Source organism: Bacillus massilinigeriensis (assembly GCF_900117315.1).
GTDB lineage: Bacteria > Bacillota > Bacilli > Bacillales > Cytobacillaceae > Bacillus_BE > Bacillus_BE massilionigeriensis.
The window spans coordinates 59,840-84,245 of record NZ_LT630337.1 but is presented as its reverse complement, the minus strand read 5'-3'; the positions used below and the strand labels follow the sequence as shown (position 1 = coordinate 84,245).

The following is a 24,406-nucleotide window of genomic DNA, read 5'->3' as shown; positions in this document are numbered from 1 at the left end:
GTTCACACCTCTAACCTTTTTAATTCTTCAAGCAGTTTCTCCTCAGACCATACTTCAATTCCTAAATCGTTGGCTTTTTTCAGTTTTGATCCTGCCTCTTCCCCTGCAATGACCAGATGTGTTTTCTTACTAACACTACCAGAAACATTTCCTCCTAATGCCTCGATTCTTTCCTTCGCTTCATTTCTTGTAAGGTTTTCTAGTTTTCCTGTCAAAACGATTGTTTTACCAGAAAAAATTGAATCATTTTCTTCAGGAGATAAAGGCTTAGGCCCTTTGTAATTCATATTTACTCCAACTGATTTAAGCTCAAATATCAGCTCTTGAACCTCATCCTGTTCAAAAAAGGTGACGATAGAATCGGCCATTTTCTCACCAATTTCATTGATATTCGTCAGTTCCTCTCTACTCGCCTTTGCTAATTGATCCATCGTTTCAAAGTAAATGGCTAATGTTTTGGCTGCCTTCGCTCCGACATGGCGTATTCCTAGTCCAAATATGAGCTTTTCTAAAGAGTTCTCCTTTGAAGCCTTAATTGCGTTTAATAAATTTGTGACTGATTTCTCTCCCATTCGTTCTAATTCTATTAATTGCTCATAGGTCAAATGGTAAATGTCGGCTACATCATGAATGAACTCCGCTTCGAATAACTGGCTAACAACCTTTTCTCCAAGCCCTTCAATATTCATGGCATCCCTTGATACAAAATGAATTAAACCTTCTCGAATCTGGGCATCACATTTTGGATTAATGCAGCGTAAGGCTACTTCTCCATCCAACCTCACTAGCTCACTGCCACATGTAGGGCAATTCTTTGGCATAGAAAATTCCTTTTCCTCACCATTCCGCTTTTCAGTTAAAACCTTGATTACCTCAGGGATAATATCTCCAGCTTTAATGACGACTACCTGGTCTCCGATTCGAATATCCCTTTCACGAATCAAATCTTCATTATGGAGAGAGGCTCTTTGAACAGTAGACCCTGCGACACGTACTGGTTCTAAAATTGCAGTTGGCGTAACCACCCCTGTACGGCCAACGCTTAATTCAATATCCTTTAAGGTTGTTACTACTTCTTCCGCCGGGAATTTATAGGCAATCGCCCAGCGGGGACTTTTTGCAGTAGTACCCAGTCTCTCTTGCTGTTCGAGAGAGTCCACTTTTATAACAATCCCATCGATTTCATATGGTAAAGATGGTCTTTTCTCCGTCCAATTTTCAATAAATAAAAGTACTTCCTCTATATTTGCACATTTCCTCCGCTCTTGATTCACTTTTAAACCAAGTGTTTCTAAATATGACAAGCCATCACTATGGGAGTTAATGCTAGATTCTCTTATTCCAGCTAATGCATACAAGAAAATATCTAAATTTCTGGAGGCTGCAATTCTTGGATCTAATTGTCTCAGGGAGCCTGCTGCTGCATTTCTCGGATTGGCAAATGGCTCTTCACCATTTTCCTCCTTCTTTTGATTCAAGGCTTCAAATGAGCGCTTTGGCATATAGGCTTCCCCACGAACCTCAAGCGATATATTCTCCTTTAGCCTTAACGGTATAGAGCGAATGGTTTTTAAGTTGGCTGTAATGTCTTCACCAATCGTACCATCCCCACGAGTTGCTCCTTGAACAAAAAGGCCATCCTCATAATGGAGCGATACTGCTAGTCCATCAATTTTCAGTTCGCAAACATAAGAAAAATCGTCACCTACCGCTTGCCGAATCTTACGGTCAAAATCTCTTAAGTCACTTTCATTAAACGCATTTGCAAGACTCAACATCGGTGATTGATGCTGTACCTTCGCAAAGCTATCTAATGCTACTCCTCCCACACGCTGAGTAGGAGAATCCGATGTTTTTAGCTGAGGAAATTGCTCCTCTAAATCATTTAATTCCTTCATTAATTGATCATACTCTGAATCCTGTACCGATGGTTGATCAAGAACATAATATTCGTAATTATATTGATTTAATTGCTGCTGTAATTGTTTTATTCGATTTTCTGCTGCTTGAAGGTCCATAAATCAGGTCCTTTCTACAAATTTTTGCTCATTACAAAGAATTTCGGCATGATATTAAACCTTTTTGATTGGGGCGTATTTAGCAAGGAGTCGCTTAATCCCAGTTGGACTTGGAAAGGCTATATCAAGCTCCATTCCTTCACCATTTCCTTTTACACTAACAACTGTTCCAATACCCCATTTGCCATGCTCAGCTTTATCTCCAACTCCCCAACCAATTTCATCGCCACCTGTTGTGTTCATCACAGGACGTGTAACTGGCTTCCTCATTGGTCTTCTCTCCATACGAGGTTCGCCAAAAGGTGAGGCTTCCCGATGTACAGGCTGCATTCCTTCTATTAAATCATCAGGAATTTCATCGATAAAACGGGAAGGTCGATTCATGCTTGTTCGTCCATATAACGTTCTCATTTGTGCATTTGAAATAAAAAGCTCTTCCTCAGCACGAGTGATACCAACATAAGCAAGGCGTCGCTCTTCCTCCATTTCAGCTTCTTCCATAAGAGAACGACTATGTGGAAAGACACCTTCCTCCAATCCCATTAAAAAGACAACAGGGAATTCTAATCCTTTTGCTGAATGCAATGTCATTAATACCACTGTATCTGTCTTTTTATTTCCATCATCATCAAGCTTATCAATATCGGCAACCAATGCTAAATCAGTTAAGAAGGCTACTAAGGTTTTATCCTCACTGCTCTCTTCAAAGTTTTGTGTAACAGAAAGGAATTCATCAATATTTTCCAATCTACTTTGAGCTTCAAGAGACTTTTCTGCTTTCAGCATGTCGCGATATCCTGTTTTCTCTAAAAGCTCTTCCACTAATTCAGTGACAGACAGATATTCTTGCATCTGAGTATACCCGCTAATTATCTGACGAAACTCAGCGGCTGCCTTTGTTATTTTCGGGCTTAATCCAATGAGTTCAATAGATTCAAGGGCTTGAAACATAGATATATCGTGCATATTCGCAAAATCTGCAATTTTATCAAGGGAGCTTGAACCAATTCCTCGTTTCGGAACATTAATCACGCGCTGTAAGCTAATATCATCATCTGGATTAGCGATTAAGCGTAGATAAGCCAAAAGGTCTTTGATCTCTTTTCGATCATAGAACTTTATTCCCCCAACAATGGAGTATTCAATATTGGATTTAAGTAATACTTCCTCCATTACACGGGATTGAGCATTCGTTCGATAAAGAATGGCAATATCTGAGTATTTTCTTTTCCCACTATCAACCATTTCTTTTATTTTACCTGTTACAAATTGCGCTTCACCCTGCTCGCTATCTGCACGATAATAGACTATCTTATTGCCCTCTGCATTTTCCGTCCAAAGATTTTTCGGCTTTCGATTTAAATTGTTTTTAATAACTTCATTAGCCGCTAGGAGGATCTTTTTCGTTGATCGATAGTTTTGCTCGAGCATAATCACCTTCGCGTTGGAGTAATCCTTTTCAAAGGAAAGGATATTTCCAATATCCGCTCCCCGCCAACGATAGATAGATTGGTCCGAATCCCCTACTACACATAGATTTTTAAAACGAAAAGCAAGTAGCTTTACAAGCATATATTGCGACCTATTCGTATCCTGATACTCATCAACGTGAATGTATTGGAATTTGCGTTGATAGTATTCAAGAACTTCTGGGACCCTTTGAAATAATTGAATGGTTTTCATAATTAAATCATCAAAATCAAGAGCTTGGTTTTTTCTTAATCTTTTTTGGTACTCGGTGTAAACATCGCTCACTACTTGGTCAAAGTAGTCCCCAGTTTTTTTTGCGAATTCTTCCTCGTTTACAAGTTCATTCTTAGCTGAGCTGATAGTACTGAGGATAGCACGTGGGTCAAACTTCTTTGGATCAATGTTTTTATCCTTTAATATTCCTTTAATCACCGATTGTTGGTCCGTTGTATCTAAAATTGTAAAGTTTCTATTAAAGCCAATCCGATCAATATCTCTACGTAAAATTCTTACACACATGGAGTGAAAGGTTGAAATCCAAATCTCCTCAGCAGCTCCGCCTAGAATTCTCTGAATCCGTTCTTTCATTTCGCGCGCAGCCTTATTTGTGAAGGTTATGGCGAGGATGTTATACGGATTAACATGTTTTTCCACCATTAAATACGCAATTCTATGTGTTAGTACTCTTGTTTTTCCACTACCTGCTCCAGCCATTAATAGTAGTGGACCTTCTGTTGCTTTTACTGCCTTTTGTTGTTGCGGATTCAATCCATCCAACAATTTTTCCGATAAATAATGCATATTTCCGATTCACCACCATACAAACATATGTTCTCTATTCTATTATAGACGATAAAACGCTTTTTATCTATGATTGCTTTTGACCTTTACTGTTTTCAATGCTTCCTCAAGGTTTTCATATAAGGCATTCCCTACCACAACAACATCAGCATGGTTCATCATCTCTTTAGCATCGTCTAGAGTATGAATTCCACCGCCATAGAATAATGTTGTATTCTCTAGGTTATTTTTAACCTTTTCTACTAGCTTGGGATCTCCATATGTACCACTATATTCTAAATAAAATATTGGAAGGTGAAACATCCTTTCAGCCATCATTGCATAAGAAACGACATCATCTGAATCAAGATTCGTCAGAGCATTAGTCAATTTTGCTGCTTTACAATCAGGATTTAGTATACAATATCCAGATACTAAAATATCTTCCCAATTCATAATTTCTCCGTATTCCTTCACCGCCTGCTGGTGAAGTCCTGTAATCCATTTAGGATCCGTGCTATTTAAAACTGTTGGAATAAAATATAAATCAAACCCTGGTGTAACAGATTCAATATTTGATACCTCTTGTATACATGGAACTGTGTATCTGCGGACCTTTGCCATTAAATTCAAGACATTTTCTAGTGTAACCCCATCACTGCCCCCAATAATAATGGCATCCGTTCCAGATTCACAAATTTTTTCTAAGTCAATATCAGACAACTCTTTATTTGGATCGAGTTTAAAAGCATGACGCCACTCTCGAATATCATACATGCACATAACCCTCCATTCAGGATATTCATTACACCATTATAGCACTTGAGGAATTGAATAAAAAATATATTAAGGCATGTTTCAACTTAACATTCGTTAAAAAGCCGGGGCCCTCAAAAAGGTTCCCCGGCTTTACATTAAATCTTATTCATTCTCATTACTTGCTTCTATATTCTTCAATCTCTCTAGTACAATACCATAAGAATCATTTCCATAATTTAAGCTTCTTTTTACACGGGAAATGGTTGCTGTACTTGCCCCTGTTTCCGTCTCAATCTTATGGTAAGTTTTCCCCTCGCGCAGCATTCTAGCAACTTCTAAACGTTGAGCTAATGATTGAATCTCATTCACGGTGCATAAGTCATCAAAGAAGCGATAGCATTCCTCTAAATCGGTAAGAGATAGAATAGATTGAAATAATTGGTCTAGTTCTCTTCCTCTTAACTTATCTATTTGCATAATAACTCTCCTTAACCCAAATTACCTACTGTTCTTTTATTGATACCATTGAATCTATACCTGGACTTGATGGAACAATGTTAATCCATGTTTTCCCTGGAACAAAACCCGCTACTTCTCCATTAATAAATGGTAATATTCTACCGTCTACATTTTTCCACTGTACTTCATTCCATAAGCCACGCTGTAATAAATATCCCTTTCCACCAGAGGTTAAGTTAATTTCTCTGCGGCCATAATTATCGATGTACCTGTGCTCTGCCTCTACAATAAAAATATTATCAAGTAAGACAGGTTCTTCTGTATCATAATCAGCCGTTAATTCTCCATTGGAAAAGCGTTGATATTTCTTTTTACTTGTATCATATTTGTACTCAACATAAAATAATGAGCTTCCCGAGTAAGAAATACTAGCATTTAATGCCTGATTTCCCGCTAAGCCTTCCACTTCCTCATCTGATAGGAAGGTTAATGAAGATGGTGCCTTGTTCATTTTAGCATCCACCTTCTCTGCCCCTTTTAAAATATTGTCATAGCTAATATAAGAATTATGAGGGGCCTTTCGAAAGTTAGCCCTTTTAAATAACGAACCATCATATTCTATTCCATTAATGTTGTCAATATAATTGGATTTAAGCATCTGCTTCGCCTCAGGGCTCCAACCATGAGCCACATAAAAGCTATCGTATCCTTTTGCCAACTCAATAAAATAGTCACGAGCACTTCTTACTGGACCGATTGTTTTAGGCTTTTCACTTTGAAAGATAGCTAAAAATCGGGTGATATCTCCCTCAGCCAATACTTCATAAACAATATCCGCCTTTTGTAGACCTGACTGTGGTCTTGCACTCGGGTGATTATTCACCATAACTGCAACCGATCTCTCATTAGGCTCTTCCTTCTGTCCCATTCCAGTTAATGGTGATTGATATGGAAAGTTCTCTACATCAGGAGCTTGTTTCCCAATATTTTCGGTTTCTTTCTCTTTAAGTTCTTTTACAGCCTCTTTTTTAGCGCAACCCGTTGCTAGAAGCAAGACAGCCACTGAAAATATAAACCACTTTTTTAGCATAATACACCTCGACTTTTGCATGTAAAATCAGCAGTTGAAACAAATGATGATAGAACTCTCTTTTCTATTTTAACGCATTATAGAAGGAAAGAGTACCATTTTATTCATTACATCGTACATCCCTTGCTGTGTAATCCGTATATAAGGTAAATGAGTAGATGAAAAGAAAAGTAATGAATAGACAGGATCTTCAAATCGGTAACCCTTTTGTTTTAAATATATTAATAGCTTTTTCTCTTCATTAATTAAGTCTTCAACCCTTTTATCTGACATCACACCGCTGATTGTTAATGGAATTTCTAAAATGATCTCTCCCTGCTCACAGATGACGATACCTCCTCCTATTTCTTTCATGCGGTTAAAGGCCTTCATCATATCTTCTTTTTTCTTTCCAATCAATAGGATATCGCCTGTATTGGAGAAGGAGCTGGCAAGGCCATCTAAGTCTTTTGTAAAGCCCTTTAACAATGTATTGATTCTCCATTTTCCTTCACGGTCAATCAACATAAAGAAGCTTTCATCATGCAGATTAGAAAGCTCACTACATGACATTTCTATTGAAATCGAATATGGTTTTGTAATTACTGCATTTTCCATTTTAATACCAAAAGGCATAGAGAATTGTAAATCATCTAGACTGATCTCCCAATCAATATTTAACGGGGAAAACTCAAACCCATCCCAATTCATTTGCTCATAGGCCTCAACAATTTGGCCGTCCTTTTTCAACCATTCCCCTTTCGATAAAACGGATATTGGGGTTGGATTTCTTTCATCTGTTAAGAAGTTGATATGGGCAATTCTCCCTGTGGCAATCTGACCATGCCAATAATCCATATTATAATATTTTGCAATATTAATTGTTGCCATATTATAAGCATCAATAACAGGGATTCCTTTTTCAATCGCCATTCTAATCATCATATCATTCATCCCATTTTCATAAAACGATGCCGACGAGCCATCCGTATTAAACATAAATGAATCATAATGGTTAATCCCAAGCTTTTGAATTTCATCCAATAGTATAGGCAAATCTGGACGAATAGATGAATGACGTAGGGAAACAGTATAACCTTGCATAAGGCGATTGTAAATCTCTTTTCCATTCATCGCTTCGTGGTCACAATCTGCACCTAGAAGCATCATTTTGGCTAAAGTTTTCTCAGACGCTCCAGGAAAATGCCCCTCAATCTTTTTCCTCAGCCTTTTTGCTTCTTGCATCCAAAGGAGCATCATATCATCACCATCTAGCAATTTTGGCCAGCCAGTAAGCTCACCACCTTGAAGGACACAGTCATGTTCGAGCCATGCCTTTACATTACTATGAGAAAAGGTGATTTCCTCTTGTTCAATTTCTGTTTGCGCATCAAAACGACACCACCAATACATGGATGCTGGAACATTTTTTAACGCCTCAATGAGGGAAAACGCTTTCTCTTTTTCTAATTGTAAAACCAGTACCATATTATCATTAATAAATGTTGTAGTTCCAAATTGAGATGCATACCTTGCCAAGGAGTGGGGATTATATAACTGAAATGGATGTGCATGAGGCTCAATATAACCAGGTACAAGCAGCAATCCTGTGCAATCAACGATTTCACAATCATCTAATTTCTGAGGTAACATATCACCAACATAAATAATTCGATCCTCGTAAATCCAAATATGGGCTTCCATCCATTTGCGAAAAGTCTGGTTTAAATATGTGGCATTTTTCAAAAGCTTGGTTGGGGACCTTTTCCCATCAAGTATAGAAACGTGTTTACGCAGCTGTTTATTTTTCCACCGATAGCGCTGTTCAAGCACAAACTTCTCCTCCCTTTCTTTTGTGCAACTCCCTTTTATCTGTATTTGGGAGTTCTTTCTAAATAGTTATATTAATAAATGACATAAATATCTGTTTTTTTATTTTCAATGTCAAAATAGGTAAATATAATTAGAAATATCCAGAGCAGAGCAAAAAGAAAGCCCTTACATGTTATGTATTTATTATACTAACATATTTCACTATTTAACGCATTAAAGAAAAAGTAAAAATATTAATTTTTATGATGAAGGAGTGAAAATAATGAAGGTAAAACAAAATATTGGGATTTTGAATGCCCTTATTCGTATAACCATCGGGTTGACTGTCCTCGCATGCTGCACAGCGAAAATGGTTAAAAAACCTTGGAAAGAATCCTATATATTGCTCGCAATGATGGGTGCCATGAAGGTGGCAGAAGGAATTGTTCGATTCTGTCCAGTTACTGCATTGTTTGAGCAGGGTCAGGAAGCATGGAATGAGAAGAATAATCAGGGGCAGGTTGAGCCAGATTTGTTTCCGAATAATCCAACGTAAACAAAAAGGATCGGCTAACTGAATGAATGCCGATCCTTTTTCCAATTGACTGAATGTCTAAAAAATACCAAATTTCAATAATGAAAGGGAGATTGCCCTATGTTTTTAGAATACGTGACTGATATGTCCTTCGTCTTAATCTCATTAATCGGAAGCATTATCGCAATCTTATTCGTTTATGTCAAAAAAGTTAATAAACGGCGTGTGCGATAGCCTTATATCCGATATCTTTACGATAAAAGACACCTTCTGATTGTAGCTTTTCAAGTTCCAAATAAACCTTTTTCTGTGCTTCTTGCAGACTCTTGGCTTTCGTTCCAACAAGGATGACACGTCCACCATCTGTTACGAAATCACCATTTTCATTTTTCTTTGTTCCCGCATGAAAAACATATAGCTCTTTTGCCACTTCCTCAATGCCAGAAAGAACAGCACCCTTTTCATATTTTTCAGGATACCCCTTTGATGCGACAACCACACCTATGCAGGCATCTGAATCCCATTCAATCTCTGGCTTTTCCCCTTTTAAAATAGACTGAATAGTTGTAACAAGATCAGATTTCATTCTTGGAAGAATGACCTGTGTTTCAGGGTCGCCTAATCTTGCATTAAATTCAATCACCTTTGGTCCTTTTTCCGTTGCAATTAAACCCGCATATAGAATTCCACAGAAATGTCTATCCTCTTTCACCATGGCATTAGCAGTTGGCTTAAGTATCGTTTCAATGGCCTCAGCGACCATTTCTTCTCCAATATGTGGGACAGGTGAATAGGCCCCCATTCCACCAGTATTCGGACCTTGGTCACCATCATATGCCCGTTTATGGTCTTGAGCAATTTCAAGAGGAATGACTGTTTCTCCATTGACAAAAGCCATTAAAGAAAATTCCTCTCCCTCTAGAAATTCCTCCACAACAACCGTTGAGGAAGCATCGCCAAACTTCGAATGCACCATCATCTCCTCCAGGCTTGATAGAGCATCCTCCAATGTCATGGCGACAGTAACACCTTTCCCAGCAGCCAGCCCATCTGCCTTGATTACAATCGGAGCGCCTTTTTCTTCTATATATGCTTTTGCCTTTTCATATTCATGAAAAACCTCATACTCTGCAGTGGGGATATTATACTTTTTCATGAGGTCCTTAGCGAAGGATTTACTTCCTTCAATGACTGCCGCTCTTCTATTCGGACCAAATACTGCTAATCCAGCCTCTTTAAAACAGTCAGCTAATCCCTCTAATAAAGGAACCTCTGGACCGATAATAGTCAGGTCAACTTGTTCTTCAATTGCAAAGCTCACCAATTGGTTTTGTTCATTCTCTTCAATTTCCACCTGTTTAGCTACATCCGCCATTCCTGCGTTTCCTGGTGCAACAAATACTGTTTCTACTAACGGACTTTCGCTCACTTTACGACAAATGGCATGTTCACGGCCACCTCTGCCTACTACTAAAACCTTCATCATGTGCACCTCCACAGATTAATGCTTAAAGTGTCTCACTCCTGTAAATACCATGGCAATTCCATATTCATCTGCCTTTTTAATGGAATCTGCATCGCGAATAGAGCCTCCAGGTTGGATGATGGCAGTGATTCCGGCTTTGGCTGCCTCTTCTACTGTATCATCCATAGGGAAGAAGGCATCTGATGCAAGAGCTGCGCCTTTTGCTTTTTCTCCAGCTTGTTCAAGAGCGATTTTGGCTGAGCCTACCCGGTTCATTTGTCCAGCTCCAACCCCTAGAGTCATGTTTGCATTCGTCACAACAATCGCATTAGACTTTACATGCTTGACGATTTTCCATCCTAATTTAAGAGCTTCCCACTCTTCTTCAGTAGGCTCTCTCTTTGTTGGTACAGAAATGGTTGCCTCATCTAATGAATAGCGATCCTGATCTTGAACGAGCAGTCCACCTTCAATAGAGGTCAATTTATTTTCCACTTGATCCTGTTCATCAAATGGAATAGTTAATAGACGAATATTCTTTTTGCTTGTTAAAATATCCAACGCATCTTGTGTAAAGGATGGAGCAATGACAATTTCCAAAAAGATTTCATGAAGCTTTTCAGCCGTTTGTTTATCAACTTCACGGTTAAAGGCGACAATCCCTCCAAAAATGGAGACTGGATCAGATTCAAATGCCTTTGTGAATGCGTCAAACACATTTTCCCCTACCCCTACACCACAAGGGTTCATATGCTTAACTGCTACAGCAGCCGGTTCAGTAAATTCCTTCACAATTTGAAGGGCCGCGTCTGCATCATTAATATTATTATAAGATAGCTCTTTACCATGCAATTGTGTTGCATTTGCAATTGAAAATGCTGATCCTAAAGGTTTACGATAAAAGGATGCCTTTTGGTGAGGGTTTTCCCCATAACGAAGTGTTTGCTTTAATTCAAAGGTCAAGGTCAATTTCTCAGGATTTTCTTCATTCGCCAATTTTGTCATATAGTCAGCAATGATAGCATCATAGGCTGCTGTGTGGCGGAATACCTTTGCAGCAAGCTTTCTCTTTGTTTCCTTAGTGACATTGCCTTCATTATTTAATTCTTCCAAGACCGTATTATAATCAGCTGGGTCCACGACTACAGCAACATACTCATGATTTTTTGCAGCAGACCGAAGCATCGTTGGACCGCCGATATCAATATTTTCAATAGCATCTTCAACCGAAACGTCCGGTTTAGCAATGGTTTGTTGGAAAGGATAAAGATTCACACATACAATTTGAATAGGCTCGATATTGTGGTCTGCCATTTGTTCTTGATGGCTAGGTTGATCAAATTTTGCCAATAATCCTCCATGAATTAATGGATTCAATGTCTTTACACGACCATCTAAGATTTCTGGAAACCCTGTTACCTCATTTACGCCAATCACAGGAATCCCATTTTGCTCAAGGGTTTTCTTCGTTCCACCTGTTGAAATGACTTCAAATCCAAGCTCTACTAATCCTTTTGCAAACTCCGTGATTCCATTCTTATCTGAGACACTAATAAGTGCACGTTTTTTCACTTTCATTATCTCCTTTGTAAAAGTTTTTGCAGTGTAGCTGGGTATAGTTCATGCTCAATCTTGTGTATTTTCATTTGTAAGGTTTCTGATGTTTCATTTTCATCAATTTGCACTTCCCTTTGAGCAATAACTGGCCCTGTGTCCATGCCTTCATCAACAAAATGAATGGTTACTCCACTTTTCTCTGCACCAGCAGCTAAGGCTTGACCAATTGCATCCTTCCCTGGAAAGGCTGGAAGAAGTGAGGGATGAATATTGACTATTTTCCCCTCGTATTCTTTTAAAAGAGTTGGACCTATTAATCTCATATATCCCGCTAATACAATCCATTCTACCTCATTCTCTTTCAAATGCCGTAAAATAACCTCTTCGTATTCCTGTTTGCTAGAATAGTTCTTTGCACTAAAGGTGAATTGAGGAATCCGTTCATTTTCAGCTCTTTCAAGTACATATGCCCCTGGTTTATCACAAACAAGGAGTTTTATAGTAGCCTCTAATTTGTTTTCCTTGATTGCATCGATAATCGCTTGAAAATTGCTCCCACTTCCCGAAGCAAATACGGCGATATTTTTCATGGCTTGCCTCCGTTAATCTACTCATCTCTTAAAGTGAATAGTTTATTTTTATTCCTTCTTGATTGGTGACTACACCTATTTGATAGGCCTTTTCTCCGATTTGATTAAAATATTGGATGATCTCTTGAGCTAATTCTTCTTCAACCGCTACTACCATTCCTGTACCCATATTAAAAATATTGTACATTTCCTTTCTATCAAGGTTTCCAATAGATTCCATCAGCTTAAAGATTTCCGGAACCTCCCATTGGCTTTCAAAAAGTTCAACCCCGATACCACTTGGAAGCATTCTTGGAATATTTTCAATAAATCCTCCGCCAGTAATATGTGCCATTCCTTTAATCTCATAATTTTTCAAAGCAGATAGGATTGGTTTGACATAGATTTTCGTTGGACGAAGTAATTCGTCTCCGAGCGTACAGCCTAATTCCTCCACATATTCATCAAGTGACATTTGAGATTGCTCGAGGAATACTTTTCTTACAAGGGAGTAGCCGTTGCTATGAATACCACTTGATGCTAGGCCAATTAACACATCTCCAGGTTTAATGTTCTCCCCGGTAATGAGAGCAGACTTTTCACAAGCGCCTACAGCAAAACCAGCCAAATCATATTCCTCATCACTATACATTCCTGGCATTTCTGCTGTTTCTCCACCAACTAAAGCACAACCAGCTAGCTCACAGCCAGCACTTACCCCTTTTACAATGGCTTCAATTTTACTTGGTTCAGCCTTCCCACAAGCTATGTAATCAAGGAAATAAATTGGTTCAGCTCCTTGAACAACAATATCATTCACACACATGGCTACGGCATCAATTCCAATAGTATCGTGACGGTCCATCATAAAGGCAAGCATCAGCTTCGTACCAACCCCATCGGTTCCAGATACTAGAACAGGCTCTTTTAACCCAAGAACGGACAAATCGAACATGCCACCAAACCCACCTAGACCACCCATTACACCGGTACGAAGGGTCTTTTGAACATGCTTTTTCATTCTCGTTACTGCTTCATAGCCCGCTTCAATATTAACGCCTGCTTGCTTGTATGCGTTACTCATTACTAAAATCCTCCTTAATAAGGGGTGTATTTTTTTATAGAAAGGCTTTGTTTTATATGGAATTTTGATAAAAATAATATGGAATTTTGATAAAAATATCAACTTTTTCCTATGAATCTATGACTATTGCTAAGTCGTTGGTTTCCTTTTATTAAAATGACTGACTTTGTACTGTTAAATTTAGGCTTATTCGCGAAATCTTGGGGTTTATTCGCGAAAATCTGGGTTTTATTCGCGAAATTCCAGGTTTTATTCGCGAAATTCTCGTTTTATTCGCGAAATTCCCGTTTTATTCGCGAATTTCCTGATTTACTCGCGAAATTCTCGTTTTACTCGCGAAATTCTCGTTTTACTCGCGAAATTCTCGTTTTACTCGCGAATTTCCAGATTTACCCTCGAAATTCCCCGTTTTACGGCGAAATTCCCCGTTTTATTCGCGAAATTCCCCGTTTTATTCGCGAAATTCCCGTTTTATTCGCGAAATTCCCGTTTTACTCGCGAATCACCGATTTCCCCACAACAATCTAGATTTACTCCCAGAACCATCACCAACAAAGCCCGCTGAAAAGAAAAGCGACATGACATATGTCGCATTATTTTTTTAAATTAAAAATCATACTTTTTCATATAATCCAGATGCGTTTGGATAAATTTCAGTTGGGTATTTTCCAGTGAAGCAAGCTAAGCATTGTCCACAGGTTTCACTGCCATCATGGTTTCCAATTGAATCAAGCAATCCTTCTATACTTAAGAAGGTTAGAGTATCCGCTCCGATAATCTGTCTGATTTCCTCAACAGAATAAGAAGAAGCTATTAATTCTTCCTTTGTCGATGTATCAATCCCGTAAAAGCAAGGATTTTGAATGGGTGGGGAACTAATCACAACATGAACCTCTGTTGCCCCTGCTTCCTTTAACATCGTTACGATTCTTCTACTTGTTGTACCTCTTACGATTGAATCATCTACCATGATGACCCTTTTACCCTCCACAACACCACGAACAGGAGAAAGCTTCATTTTAACTCCTTGCTCCCTCAATGATTGGGATGGTTGAATAAAGGTTCTGCCTACATAACGATTCTTAATCAATCCCATTTCATAAGGAATTCCAGATGCTTCAGCATAGCCAATGGCTGCCGAGATACTAGAATCTGGGACACCAGTTACTACATCTGCCTCAATTGGGGCTTCCAATGCAAGCTGTTTCCCTAGCATTTTTCTTGCAGTATGCACATTTAGTCCATTGATATTGCTATCAGGTCTTGAAAAATAAACATATTCCATCGCACACATCGCTTTATGAGAGGCCACGGAGTATATTTCTGATTGTATTCCATCATCACTAATGATGACTAATTCACCAGCTTCTACATCACGAATAAACTTTGCACCTACAACATCAAAGGCACAGGTTTCAGAAGCTACCACATAGGCATCACCAAGCTTTGCAATGGATAAAGGGCGCATCCCATTTGGATCAAGTGCTACCATAAGCTTTGTTTCAGTCATAATTAAAAAGGCATATGCTCCTTTTAGCATCGTTAATGAATTTTTCACTTGATCCTTTAAAGAGGAAAAACCACTTCTTCTTATTAAATGGGCTAATACCTCTGTATCAGAGCTTGTTTGAAAAATACTTCCCTGCCCTTCAAGCTGACATTTTAAAGCATCAGCATTAACGAGGTTTCCATTATGAGCCAATGCTAAACTACCTGTTTGAGAATGAAACAGGAGGGGTTGAACATTATCATATCCTCCCCCGCCAGCTGTAGCATAACGAACATGGCCTATGGCAGCCTTCCCTTTTAGACCTGCCATTGCTTCCTCTGTGAAAATCTCAGTAACGAGGCCTTCACCCTTTACACCTTTTAACTTTTCCCCATCAGTTACAACCATCCCAGTTCCTTCCTGACCACGATGCTGTAAACTATGGAGTCCATAGTACGTAATTTGGGCTGCATTAGAATGCCCCCAAACTCCAAAAATCCCACACTCTTCATTTAAACCTTTTATTTCAGCAAGCATGGAATTGCCCCTTTCCAAGCCTTCTCTAATTCAGTCACCTGTTCAACAAGTATAGTCCCTTCATCAGATAGAATTTGTAAAACTGGCATATCGGTTACTTCCCCAATCAAACTGCAGTCTACTATACTTTCAAATTCTTTCTGATTTTCCTTTTTCACTGTTACTAAAAAGCGTGATTGAGTTTCACTAAATAACGCAGAAACCTTATTACCTGATACTTTCACATTTGCCCCAAGTTCTGGTGAGTCTATTAAGCTTTCAGCCAGGGCGACTGCTAGACCACCTTCAGCCAAATCATGTGCTGAGGTCACTAGGCCAGAACGAATAGCATTTAACAGCTGTGTTTGAACCTTTTCCTCTTTTTCAAGATCAATCTCAGGAGCCTTTCCAAAGATCTTTCCAAAGATGAGTTTTTGTAGTTCACTACCTCCAAATTCGTCCTTTGTTTCCCCTAATAGATAAATGAGATCACCGGCATTTTTGAAGCTTTGTGTTGTTATATGGTCTATGTTTTCGATTAAACCAACCATTCCAACAACAGGTGTCGGATAAACGGCTGTACCATTCGTTTCATTATATAGAGAGACATTTCCACCAATTACAGGAGTCTTTAAAGCCGTACAAGCAGCGCTCATTCCGTCTGCCGCCTTTTCAATCTGCCAGAATATTTCAGGCTTTTCTGGATTCCCAAAGTTTAAGCAATCGGTAATAGCTAGCGGCTCTCCTCCTGAAGCAACGATATTTCTTGCTGCTTCAGCCACGGCAATCTTTCCACCAGTTTCGGGATCAAGATAGAGATAACGAGAATTACAGTCTGTTGTCATGGCTAATGCTTTTTTCGTTCCTCTTATACGAACAACTGCGGCATCTGATCCTGGTGCAACAACTGTATTCGTCCGTACCATGTAATCATACTGATCATAAATCCATTCCTTGCTCGCAATGGTTGGCTGCTGTAATAGCTTCAATAAAGTCTCTTTATAATCCTTCACAACAGGTATTTCATTTTCCATCCTTTGAAACTCACGATAATATTCTGGTTCAAGTGATGGTTTATGGTAAACTGGAGCATCCTCTGCTAAGGCATCAGCAGGGACATTCGCAACAATTTCTCCCTTGTGTATTAAGCGGAGCATTTTATCATCAGTAACCGTTCCAATAGCTACACATTCTAAATCATATTTCAAGAATAAATCTTGAATTTCTTTCTCTCTTCCCTTTTTCACTACTATCAGCATTCGCTCTTGTGATTCTGATAACATCATTTCATAAGGAGTCATTCCTGTCTCACGTTGAGGAACAAGGTCTAAATTCATTTCAATTCCATAGCCTGCTTTACTTGCCATTTCAGCTGAGGAGCTCGTCAATCCTGCAGCCCCCATATCTTGAATTCCTACTAAGGCATCGGATTGTACTAGCTCTAAACAAGCCTCAAGTAAAAGCTTCTCCATAAATGGATCTCCCACTTGAACAGCAGGTCGTTTTTCATCAGAGGCTTCAGTTAATTCTTCTGACGCAAAGGTCGCACCATGAATACCATCACGCCCTGTTTTGGCTCCAACGTACATGACCGTATTTCCCGTTCCACGTGCTTGCCCTTTTTGGATGTCCTTGTGGTCAATAAGCCCTACACACATGGCATTAACTAATGGATTTCCTTCATAAGACGCATCAAATTGGACTTCCCCTCCAACTGTAGGAATTCCAATGCAGTTTCCATAACCGGCTATCCCTGCGACCACTTCTTTAAATAAGTACTTCACTCGAGAAGAATCTAATTCTCCAAAGCGTAAGGAGTCCAAAATAGCGATTGGCCTTGCACCCATTGAAAAAACATCACGGATGATTCCACCCACTCCAGTTGCAGCACCTTGATAAGGTTCAATGGCGGACGGATGATTATGGCTTTCTATTTTAAAAACTACTGCTTGTTCATCCCCAATATCAACAATTCCTGCTCCTTCACCCGGGCCTTGAAGAACGCGACTTCCCGAAGTTGGGAACTTTCTTAAAACAGGCTTGGAATTTTTATAACTACAATGCTCTGACCACATAACAGAGAATAGGCCGGTTTCCGTATAATTAGGAGTTCTTCCAAGAATCTTTTCAACCATCGCAAATTCGTCATCCGATAATCCCATTTGCTGATATACTTTTTCTGCTTTTATTTGTTCCGGACTTGGCTCAAGCTTTAACGACATGTGATTCCCTCCATTGTTTGACAATAGATTGGAACAGCTTTAATCCATCTGCTCCGCCTAATAGTTCATCAACCGCTCTTTCAGGATGTGGCATCATCCCTAGAACATTTCCTTTTTCATTCATGATTCCGGCAATATTATCTAAGCTACCATTGGGATTCTGTTCATAGGTAAAAACAATTTGCTTGTTTTCTTTTAGTCTAGCTAAAGTCTCTTCATCACAATAATAATTACCTTCTCCATGAGCGATTGGAATAGTAATAATTTCTCCCTGTTCATAAGTTGAAGAAAACATTGATTCATTGTTTTCTACTTTCAATTCCACTGGTTTGCAAATAAATTTTAAGCTTTCATTACGGCGCATAGCTCCTGGCAAAAGCCCAGCCTCAAGGAGAATTTGGAACCCATTGCACACTCCCAATATTGGCTTCCCTGCCTCTGCTGCTTTCACAACCTCTTTCATGACATTGCTAAAACGGGCGATTGCACCTGTTCGCAAATAATCCCCATAAGAAAATCCGCCTGGGAGAAGAATGCCATCATACTCATCAAGGTTATCTGAGTCATGCCATACATACTCAACTTCTTCCCCTAATTCGTCTTTCACAGCATGATACATATCTACATCACAGTTAGATCCAGGAAAAACAACTACCGCAAATTTCACTGAGCAACACACTCCTCTATCTCATAGCGATAGTCCTCGATGACTGTATTTGCCAAAACTCGATCACATATTTCATTGACAACCTCTTCAACATCGCGATTGGACTTTTCAATCAGCAACTCCATATACTTTCCAATTCGAACATCAGCAACATTGCTGTAGTTTAGAGTGTGTAATGAGTTTTTCACAGCTGTCCCTTGTGGATCTAGAACGCTCTCCCTTAAAGTAACGTAAACCTTCACTTTGTACATTCGAATTGACCTCCAAGTGTTTTTTCGTTTGAATTTTCCCCTTAAAGAATAAAACTAGATTTATTTTGTGAGACGAGCTAATAGTTTTTCATAGGTGTCTGTCAAATCTCCTAAATCACGGCGGAAAACATCCTTATCGAGCTTTTCATTTGTTTCCTTATCCCATAACCTACAAGTATCTGGAGAAATTTCATCTGCAAGAAGAACTTCTCCTTTTGAATCCTTCCCAAATTCAAGTTTAAAGTCGATTAGGCGAATACCAAGTTCACCAAAGAATTCAGTTAGAACAACATCTACATTTAGAGCCTTTTCCTTTAATTGTGCTACTTCTAATGGTGTTGCTATTTGCATTTCATAAATATGATCTTCCGTAATCAACGGGTCACCTAAATCATCATCTTTAAAATAAAACTCAACTATCGGTTTAGAAAGTGGTTTGCCTTCTTCAATACCTAATTTCTTTGAAAAGCTTCCAGCTGCTACATTTCTTACGACCACCTCTAATGGAATGATAGAAACCCTTTTTACTAATTGCTCAGTTTCTGATATTTTCTCTACAAAATGAGTTGGAATTCCTTGGTCGTGAAGCTTTAAAAATAGTAAACTTGTAATCTCATTATTCAAACGGCCTTTTCCTGTAATTTGCGCTTTTTTCTCCCCATTAAAAGCCGTTGCAGAATCCTTATACTCAATCCACACTAGGTTTTCATCGTTTGTTGCATATACCTTTTTGGCTTTTCCTTCATAAATCATTTCCCTTTTTTCCATGATTGGAGAGCCTCCTTTTATTCTCAATAAAGGTATCAGCAGGTAGTGAGTTTAGCTGATCCATTTTATTTCAAAAGATACTTTGTGAATATTGGGAATCTTCAAGCCGTAAAAGGGGTGAGACCTTTCAAAATTCTCACCCGGATAAGACGATTACAAGCCCAATTTTTCAAAAATACTGTCTACTGGTTTCAAATGATAGCGATAATCGAAGCAATCAGCAATTTCTTCTGGTGATAGCTTTGCAGTAATCTTTTCATCAGCTTCAACTAAGCTACGGAATGGAACCTGCTTTTCCCAAGCCTCCATTGCTCTTGGTTGTACAGTGTCGTACGCTTCCTCACGAGTAAGACCTTTATCGATAAGTGCTAAAAGGACCCGTTGTGAGTATATTAGTCCAAGTGTACGACCCATATTTCTCTTCATATTTTCAGGGTATACTGTCAAGTTTTTCAGGATATTACCAAAGCGGTTTAACATATAATTCAATGCAATCGTTGCATCTGGGATGATAATTCTTTCTGCAGATGAATGAGAAATATCCCTTTCATGCCATAATGGAACATTTTCATAGGCTGTTAGCATATAACCACGAATGACACGAGCCATACCAGTCATATTTTCAGAGCCGATAGGGTTACGCTTATGTGGCATGGCAGAAGAGCCCTTTTGACCTTTTGCAAAAAATTCCTCTACCTCACGTGTTTCACTTTTTTGTAAACCACGTACCTCAACTGCAAACTTTTCTATTGATGTTGCAATTAGAGCAAGTGTTGACATGTAGTGTGCATGACGGTCTCTCTGTAGGGTTTGTGTAGAGATTGGTGCCGGTTGTAGTCCAAGTTTTTCACACACATATTTCTCAACGAAAGGATCGATATTTGCATAAGTACCAACTGCCCCTGAAATCTTTCCAAACTCAATTCCTGCAGCGGCTTGTTTAAATCTTTCTAGGTTCCGCTTCATTTCTTCATACCAAAGTGCCATTTTAAGTCCAAAGGTTGTTGGCTCAGCATGAACACCATGGGTACGTCCCATCATGACAGTATACTTATGCTCTTGTGCTTTATTTTTTAAAATCTCTATAAAGTTTTCTAAATCCTTTAGTAGAATGTTGTTTGCTTGTTTAATTAGATAAGAAAGTGCTGTGTCAACAACGTCTGTAGATGTTAGACCGTAATGCACCCACTTTCTTTCTTCCCCTAAAGTTTCTGAGACAGCACGTGTGAATGCAACTACATCGTGTCTTGTTTCTTCTTCAATTTCCTTAATTCTGTTAATATCAAAAGAAGCATTTTCTCTAATTTTTTGAACGTCTTCCTTTGGTATTTCTCCTAATTCAACCCATGCCTCACATGCAAGTATTTCAACCTCTAACCATGCTTTAAAACGGTTTTCCTCTGTCCAAATGGCTCCCATTTCAGGACGTGTGTAACGATCAATCATTGTCTTATCCTCCGATCTTTTCCTTCACTTCATTCCAAATATCACTCTCTGCAATTTCTTCAAGAGCCTTTTCAACTTGGTCGCGCAATATAGTTACGTGGCCCATTTTCCTTTTGACTTTTGCTTCCTTCTTTCCATATAAATGGACTTTCCAATCATTTAACAGGGGTATTTCCTTCAAAAGTTTTTCTTGATGTTCTCCTAATATATTGACCATTACAGCTGGTTTTAACAATTCCGTACTTCCTAACGGCCAGTTGCATATGGCTCTTATATGTTGTTCAAATTGTGAGGTAATACAAGCTTCAATACTATAATGACCAGAATTATGTGGTCTCGGTGCTAGTTCATTTATGTAAATATCCCCTTCATTAGTTAAGAACATTTCTACAGCAAGAGTTCCAACAAGCTCAAGTCTTTCTGCCAATTTTTCAGCCATAACAATAGCCTTCTTTGCAGAGGAGTCTGAAATTCGAGCAGGTACAATCGTTTCATGTAATATATTTTCCTTATGAATATTTTCACCCACAGGAAAAACAGCGGTTTCTCCACTAACGCTGCGAACGATAATAACTGAAATCTCCTTTTCAAATGGAATCCACTGTTCTAGAACGCAAAGACCGTTTTCTAATAACTTCTCTGCTTCTTTAATATCATCCCTATCATTAATAACTAGCTGTCCTTTTCCGTCATATCCACCGGTTGCTGTTTTTAATACAGCAGGAATGCCAAGTTTCTCTATGTGGACATATATATCATTTAACGTTTTGATTACTGCATATGGTGCAACCTGTACTTCAGCTTGTTCAATGGCCTTCTTTTCTGAGATGCGATTTTGTGTCTTTTCTAGGAGCACCTTACCTTGGGGAACGTGTGCATGATGACAAAGCCAATCTAAACATTCTGCATCAATATTTTCAAATTCATAGGTAATTACGTCACTTATTTCTGCTAGTTTTTTAACAGCATTTAAGTCACTGTACTCACCAACAATTTTATAATCAGAAACTTGACCACATGGGGAATCCTCCACTGGGTCTAATACCGCTATTCGAAAACCCTGCCTTTTTGCTGCAAGAGCCATCATCCTGCCTAATTGTCCTCCACCAATAATTCCTATCGTTTGCGATGGTAAAATTACTTTATTAGACAAGCTCATCACTACTTTCAATGACAGTCCTTTTTGTTTCCTGTCTCATTTTCTCTAATCTCATTGCTACTTCTTGATCAAATGCCCCTAAAATTTGCACTGCGAGCAAGCCTGCATTTGTTGCGCCTGATTTTCCAATTGCAACCGTCGCAACAGGGACCCCTCCAGGCATTTGAACAATTGATAGTAATGAATCAAGTCCATTTAAAGCCCTGGATTGCACGGGTACTCCTATTACAGGTAGCGTTGTTTTAGCCGCAACCATTCCAGGTAAATGGGCAGCTCCTCCAGCCCCTGCAATAATTACCTTCAATCCGCGTTCTCTTGCTTTCTCAGCATAATCAAACATCAAATCGGGAGTTCGATGGGCGGAAACCACCTTTTTTTCATAGGGTATTTCTAGATTCTCCAACACTTCACATGCATGTTTCATTGTCTCCCAATCTGATTTGCTCCCCATAATCACTCCAACTTGTTTGTTCATCATTCTCCTCCAAATGAATAAAGCCCAAAACAAATTGCTCTCGTCTTTAGAGAAAGCAATTTGTCCGGGCTTCAAAGCTTCGTTTCTTTTATGTTGCAAAAACGCAACCAAAAAGACCCAATTACCGGGCATATTCCTTTCCCTCATAGTCCGATAATTTACGGTCATCGGGTAGAGACTTATGGGCCATATTCCCATTATTATACGAGGGTGTTTCTTCCATATTATATCTTAATAACATCTTACCAACTGCGTATCTATTATGTCAATCAAAATATCGAACGTTTCTGACCTAATCATTGTTAATGTTCGCTTTTTACTATTCTTCATTTTTTTCCCTCAAATACAATTTGTCTTCCAACAGGCTCATATCTTTTTTCATTCCCTTGAATAATCTCTTTGAAAATAGGTTTTTCCATTCTTCTTGTAGGAGTGTATCCTTCTTTTTTCATACGCTCTATACATTCATCGATTGTTTCATTTTCATGTACTTCAAATAATTGTTTCTTCCCATTGGCCATTCATTTTTCCTCACTATCATTTTATTGTTGAGATGGCAGTTCATTCATATATAGTTTAACAAAAAGTTTTTTCGATATCCTTTCCTAAATCTATCAACGACTCTTGGTAATTAATCAGTCAGCACAGTCAGCTCTATTAAATGCAAACGGAAATTATTCATGGAACATTTTACTCAAGGGAAACTCACAGGAAAATGGAAGATGAATAGTCAATACACCATCACACTATATAATTTTGGTATTTATCAAGATGAAATTTATGTAATGTCCCGAAACGAATCTGAAGTTCATATCGTCCATGCTCCTGATAGAAGATAGAAGTGGTTTTTATATTGGAAGATGATTGCTTCACTTAATAAAATAGGCTGTCTTTTATGGTACTGGTACCGAAAAAAGACAGCCTATTCTTAAAGACCTCCTTAATGATTGGAAATCTCCTGTTTAGTGATAGAAACAATATTCACTTCTTATATTTCGACATTACCTTTCTTATTTAACATCACTTTTGCATTTATACTATGCCCATTTTCTATTATTTCAATAAAATTTTTTCACTCATGCCGAATACTTCAGTTATTAAAAGGATTCTATCTCTTATCAAGGTTGCATGTATATTTCAACAAATTAAACTTTATGTTTATATATTTTGGGTCTTCGGAATATATAGTGGAATTACTATTTTAATTGCTTGATAAAATTACATCATAAATCGGATTATATAGTGGAATAATGGATTAATTAAACCATACTATAATCAAATTCTTTTAAAAATGAACTTGAAAAACATTTTAAATCGAATTACCTTATCTAAGAAAGGAGGATTAAAATATGAAAATAACTATTGAAGAATTACCTGAATCAAAGATTGCTTATTTCCGAAATGTTGGGGAATATGGTGAAAAGCAAAACAAAGAATTAATGGAGAATTTTAAAAAGTGGGCAAAATCGAATGGTGTATTTGATAATTCTACAATTTTAGGTATACCGCAAGATAACCCAGAGATTACTCCTAAAGAGGAATGTCGTTATGATGTTTGCGTTGTTATAAATAAAGATTTTAATGTGGAAAAACCAGCTCAAGTTGGTGAATTTTCTGGTGGGAAATATGCTGTTTTCTTGCTTGACCATACAAAAGAGGCAGTCAGTGAATTTTGGGGCAATATTTTTTCTGAGATAGAAAGAAATAATCTATCAATAAGAGAACAACCAATTATAGAAAGATATACTTCACCAATGATTGATAATCATTTGTGTGAAATATTAGTTCCTATACAGTAACGAGGCAGGGACATATCCCACCTTCTGTTTAAAGGAT

At 38.4% G+C, this 24,406-nt stretch carries 23 protein-coding genes and 1 riboswitch; of the genes, 4 read left to right on the top strand and 19 right to left on the bottom strand.

Going from position 1 to position 24,406, the window contains the following annotated elements; translation table 11 throughout:
* Positions 1–2: 2 nt before the first annotated feature.
* From ligA to BQ6100_RS00390, 6 genes are all read right to left on the bottom strand, one after another.
* Positions 3–2,018, bottom strand: coding sequence for an NAD-dependent DNA ligase LigA (ligA, locus tag BQ6100_RS00415; protein ID WP_075979873.1), 2,016 nt, complete (start codon positions 2,016–2,018; stop codon positions 3–5).
* A 54-nt stretch (positions 2,019–2,072) separates the two neighbouring features.
* Entirely contained in the window at positions 2,073–4,289 is a 2,217-nt protein-coding gene (pcrA, locus tag BQ6100_RS00410) for a DNA helicase PcrA (RefSeq protein ID WP_075979872.1), read from the bottom strand.
* A 63-nt stretch (positions 4,290–4,352) separates the two neighbouring features.
* Positions 4,353–5,045: a heptaprenylglyceryl phosphate synthase gene (gene pcrB, locus BQ6100_RS00405; protein WP_075979871.1), complete on the bottom strand. Its 693-nt coding sequence runs from the start codon at positions 5,043–5,045 to the stop codon at positions 4,353–4,355.
* Between the two features lie 144 nt (positions 5,046–5,189).
* A complete protein-coding gene (locus BQ6100_RS00400) occupies positions 5,190–5,504 on the bottom strand; it encodes a YerC/YecD family TrpR-related protein (protein WP_075979870.1) in 315 nt (104 codons plus the stop codon).
* A gap of 25 nt (positions 5,505–5,529) precedes the next feature.
* The gene (locus BQ6100_RS00395) at positions 5,530–6,576 is read right to left on the bottom strand and encodes a DUF3048 domain-containing protein (protein WP_075979869.1); all 1,047 of its coding nucleotides are present in this window, start codon (positions 6,574–6,576) and stop codon (positions 5,530–5,532) included.
* Between the two features lie 69 nt (positions 6,577–6,645).
* Positions 6,646–8,388: an adenine deaminase C-terminal domain-containing protein gene (locus BQ6100_RS00390; protein ID WP_075979868.1), complete on the bottom strand. Its 1,743-nt coding sequence runs from the start codon at positions 8,386–8,388 to the stop codon at positions 6,646–6,648.
* Between the two features lie 262 nt (positions 8,389–8,650).
* On the opposite strand from BQ6100_RS00390, the gene BQ6100_RS00385 reads away from it, so the two are divergent.
* Together BQ6100_RS00385 and BQ6100_RS21885 are read left to right on the top strand one after the other, a co-directional pair.
* Positions 8,651–8,923, top strand: a complete 273-nt coding sequence (locus BQ6100_RS00385; RefSeq protein ID WP_075979867.1) for a YgaP family membrane protein — start codon at positions 8,651–8,653, stop codon at positions 8,921–8,923.
* A gap of 99 nt (positions 8,924–9,022) precedes the next feature.
* The gene (locus tag BQ6100_RS21885; protein WP_328586482.1) at positions 9,023–9,136 is read left to right on the top strand and encodes an EYxxD motif small membrane protein; all 114 of its coding nucleotides are present in this window, start codon (positions 9,023–9,025) and stop codon (positions 9,134–9,136) included.
* Here BQ6100_RS21885 and purD read toward each other — a convergent pair.
* From purD to BQ6100_RS00320, 13 genes are all read right to left on the bottom strand, one after another.
* A complete protein-coding gene (gene purD / locus BQ6100_RS00380; RefSeq protein ID WP_075979866.1) occupies positions 9,114–10,385 on the bottom strand; it encodes a phosphoribosylamine--glycine ligase in 1,272 nt (423 codons plus the stop codon). The two genes, BQ6100_RS21885 and purD, sit on opposite strands and share 23 nt — an antisense overlap.
* Before the next feature lie 18 nt (positions 10,386–10,403).
* Positions 10,404–11,945, bottom strand: a complete 1,542-nt coding sequence (gene purH, locus BQ6100_RS00375; protein ID WP_075979865.1) for a bifunctional phosphoribosylaminoimidazolecarboxamide formyltransferase/IMP cyclohydrolase — start codon at positions 11,943–11,945, stop codon at positions 10,404–10,406.
* Positions 11,945–12,514: a phosphoribosylglycinamide formyltransferase gene (purN, locus tag BQ6100_RS00370; RefSeq protein WP_075979864.1), complete on the bottom strand. Its 570-nt coding sequence runs from the start codon at positions 12,512–12,514 to the stop codon at positions 11,945–11,947. Before purN ends, purH begins: the two co-directional genes overlap by 1 nt.
* A 28-nt stretch (positions 12,515–12,542) precedes the next feature.
* Positions 12,543–13,577 (bottom strand): phosphoribosylformylglycinamidine cyclo-ligase, encoded by a 1,035-nt coding sequence (gene purM / locus BQ6100_RS00365; RefSeq protein WP_075979863.1) that lies wholly within the window; start codon positions 13,575–13,577, stop codon positions 12,543–12,545.
* Positions 13,578–14,190: 613 nt separating this feature from the next.
* Complete coding sequence (gene purF, locus BQ6100_RS00360) at positions 14,191–15,603, bottom strand: amidophosphoribosyltransferase (protein WP_075979862.1); 1,413 nt, start codon at positions 15,601–15,603, stop codon at positions 14,191–14,193.
* Entirely contained in the window at positions 15,588–17,804 is a 2,217-nt protein-coding gene (gene purL, locus BQ6100_RS00355) for a phosphoribosylformylglycinamidine synthase subunit PurL (protein WP_075979861.1), read from the bottom strand. Before purL ends, purF begins: the two co-directional genes overlap by 16 nt.
* Positions 17,788–18,471: a phosphoribosylformylglycinamidine synthase subunit PurQ gene (gene purQ / locus BQ6100_RS00350; protein ID WP_075979860.1), complete on the bottom strand. Its 684-nt coding sequence runs from the start codon at positions 18,469–18,471 to the stop codon at positions 17,788–17,790. Before purQ ends, purL begins: the two co-directional genes overlap by 17 nt.
* A complete protein-coding gene (purS, locus tag BQ6100_RS00345) occupies positions 18,468–18,722 on the bottom strand; it encodes a phosphoribosylformylglycinamidine synthase subunit PurS (RefSeq protein WP_075979859.1) in 255 nt (84 codons plus the stop codon). The genes purQ and purS overlap by 4 nt, the downstream gene beginning before the upstream one ends.
* A 60-nt stretch (positions 18,723–18,782) precedes the next feature.
* Positions 18,783–19,490 carry a phosphoribosylaminoimidazolesuccinocarboxamide synthase gene (gene purC, locus BQ6100_RS00340; protein ID WP_075979858.1) on the bottom strand — a complete coding sequence of 236 codons (708 nt, stop codon included), beginning with the start codon at positions 19,488–19,490 and terminating at the stop codon, positions 18,783–18,785.
* A 153-nt stretch (positions 19,491–19,643) separates the two neighbouring features.
* Entirely contained in the window at positions 19,644–20,936 is a 1,293-nt protein-coding gene (gene purB / locus BQ6100_RS00335) for an adenylosuccinate lyase (RefSeq protein WP_075979857.1), read from the bottom strand.
* Positions 20,937–20,940: 4 nt separating this feature from the next.
* On the bottom strand, positions 20,941–22,095 hold the full coding sequence (gene purK, locus BQ6100_RS00330) for a 5-(carboxyamino)imidazole ribonucleotide synthase (protein ID WP_173719875.1): 1,155 nt from the start codon (positions 22,093–22,095) through the stop codon (positions 20,941–20,943).
* Positions 22,082–22,570: a 5-(carboxyamino)imidazole ribonucleotide mutase gene (gene purE, locus BQ6100_RS00325; RefSeq protein WP_075979856.1), complete on the bottom strand. Its 489-nt coding sequence runs from the start codon at positions 22,568–22,570 to the stop codon at positions 22,082–22,084. Before purE ends, purK begins: the two co-directional genes overlap by 14 nt.
* 126 nt (positions 22,571–22,696) lie before the next feature.
* A riboswitch (purine riboswitch) is annotated at positions 22,697–22,798 on the bottom strand.
* A gap of 98 nt (positions 22,799–22,896) precedes the next feature.
* Positions 22,897–23,091 (bottom strand): NETI motif-containing protein, encoded by a 195-nt coding sequence (locus tag BQ6100_RS00320; RefSeq protein WP_075979855.1) that lies wholly within the window; start codon positions 23,089–23,091, stop codon positions 22,897–22,899.
* 159 nt (positions 23,092–23,250) lie between these two features.
* On the opposite strand from BQ6100_RS00320, the gene BQ6100_RS21140 reads away from it, so the two are divergent.
* Together BQ6100_RS21140 and BQ6100_RS00315 are read left to right on the top strand one after the other, a co-directional pair.
* Positions 23,251–23,409: a hypothetical protein gene (locus BQ6100_RS21140; protein WP_159433109.1), complete on the top strand. Its 159-nt coding sequence runs from the start codon at positions 23,251–23,253 to the stop codon at positions 23,407–23,409.
* Between the two features lie 510 nt (positions 23,410–23,919).
* Positions 23,920–24,369 (top strand): AraC family transcriptional regulator, encoded by a 450-nt coding sequence (locus BQ6100_RS00315; protein ID WP_075979854.1) that lies wholly within the window; start codon positions 23,920–23,922, stop codon positions 24,367–24,369.
* The last annotated feature ends 37 nt before the right edge of the window (positions 24,370–24,406 follow it).

Coding starts and splice junctions, on each gene's coding strand:
- ligA (WP_075979873.1), bottom strand. CDS start 2,018: ATGGACCTTCAAGCAGCAGAAAATCGAATAAAACAATTACAGCAGCAA.
- pcrA (WP_075979872.1), bottom strand. CDS start 4,289: ATGCATTATTTATCGGAAAAATTGTTGGATGGATTGAATCCGCAACAA.
- pcrB (WP_075979871.1), bottom strand. CDS start 5,045: ATGTATGATATTCGAGAGTGGCGTCATGCTTTTAAACTCGATCCAAAT.
- BQ6100_RS00400 (WP_075979870.1), bottom strand. CDS start 5,504: ATGCAAATAGATAAGTTAAGAGGAAGAGAACTAGACCAATTATTTCAA.
- BQ6100_RS00395 (WP_075979869.1), bottom strand. CDS start 6,576: ATGCTAAAAAAGTGGTTTATATTTTCAGTGGCTGTCTTGCTTCTAGCA.
- BQ6100_RS00385 (WP_075979867.1), top strand. CDS start 8,651: ATGAAGGTAAAACAAAATATTGGGATTTTGAATGCCCTTATTCGTATA.
- BQ6100_RS21885 (WP_328586482.1), top strand. CDS start 9,023: ATGTTTTTAGAATACGTGACTGATATGTCCTTCGTCTTAATCTCATTA.
- purD (WP_075979866.1), bottom strand. CDS start 10,385: ATGAAGGTTTTAGTAGTAGGCAGAGGTGGCCGTGAACATGCCATTTGT.
- purH (WP_075979865.1), bottom strand. CDS start 11,945: ATGAAAGTGAAAAAACGTGCACTTATTAGTGTCTCAGATAAGAATGGA.
- purN (WP_075979864.1), bottom strand. CDS start 12,514: ATGAAAAATATCGCCGTATTTGCTTCGGGAAGTGGGAGCAATTTTCAA.
- purM (WP_075979863.1), bottom strand. CDS start 13,577: ATGAGTAACGCATACAAGCAAGCAGGCGTTAATATTGAAGCGGGCTAT.
- purF (WP_075979862.1), bottom strand. CDS start 15,603: ATGCTTGCTGAAATAAAAGGTTTAAATGAAGAGTGTGGGATTTTTGGA.
- purL (WP_075979861.1), bottom strand. CDS start 17,804: ATGTCGTTAAAGCTTGAGCCAAGTCCGGAACAAATAAAAGCAGAAAAA.
- purS (WP_075979859.1), bottom strand. CDS start 18,722: ATGTACAAAGTGAAGGTTTACGTTACTTTAAGGGAGAGCGTTCTAGAT.
- purC (WP_075979858.1), bottom strand. CDS start 19,490: ATGGAAAAAAGGGAAATGATTTATGAAGGAAAAGCCAAAAAGGTATAT.
- purB (WP_075979857.1), bottom strand. CDS start 20,936: ATGATTGATCGTTACACACGTCCTGAAATGGGAGCCATTTGGACAGAG.
- purK (WP_173719875.1), bottom strand. CDS start 22,095: ATGAGCTTGTCTAATAAAGTAATTTTACCATCGCAAACGATAGGAATT.
- purE (WP_075979856.1), bottom strand. CDS start 22,570: ATGAACAAACAAGTTGGAGTGATTATGGGGAGCAAATCAGATTGGGAG.
- BQ6100_RS00320 (WP_075979855.1), bottom strand. CDS start 23,091: ATGGCCAATGGGAAGAAACAATTATTTGAAGTACATGAAAATGAAACA.
- BQ6100_RS21140 (WP_159433109.1), top strand. CDS start 23,251: ATGGAACATTTTACTCAAGGGAAACTCACAGGAAAATGGAAGATGAAT.
- BQ6100_RS00315 (WP_075979854.1), top strand. CDS start 23,920: ATGAAAATAACTATTGAAGAATTACCTGAATCAAAGATTGCTTATTTC.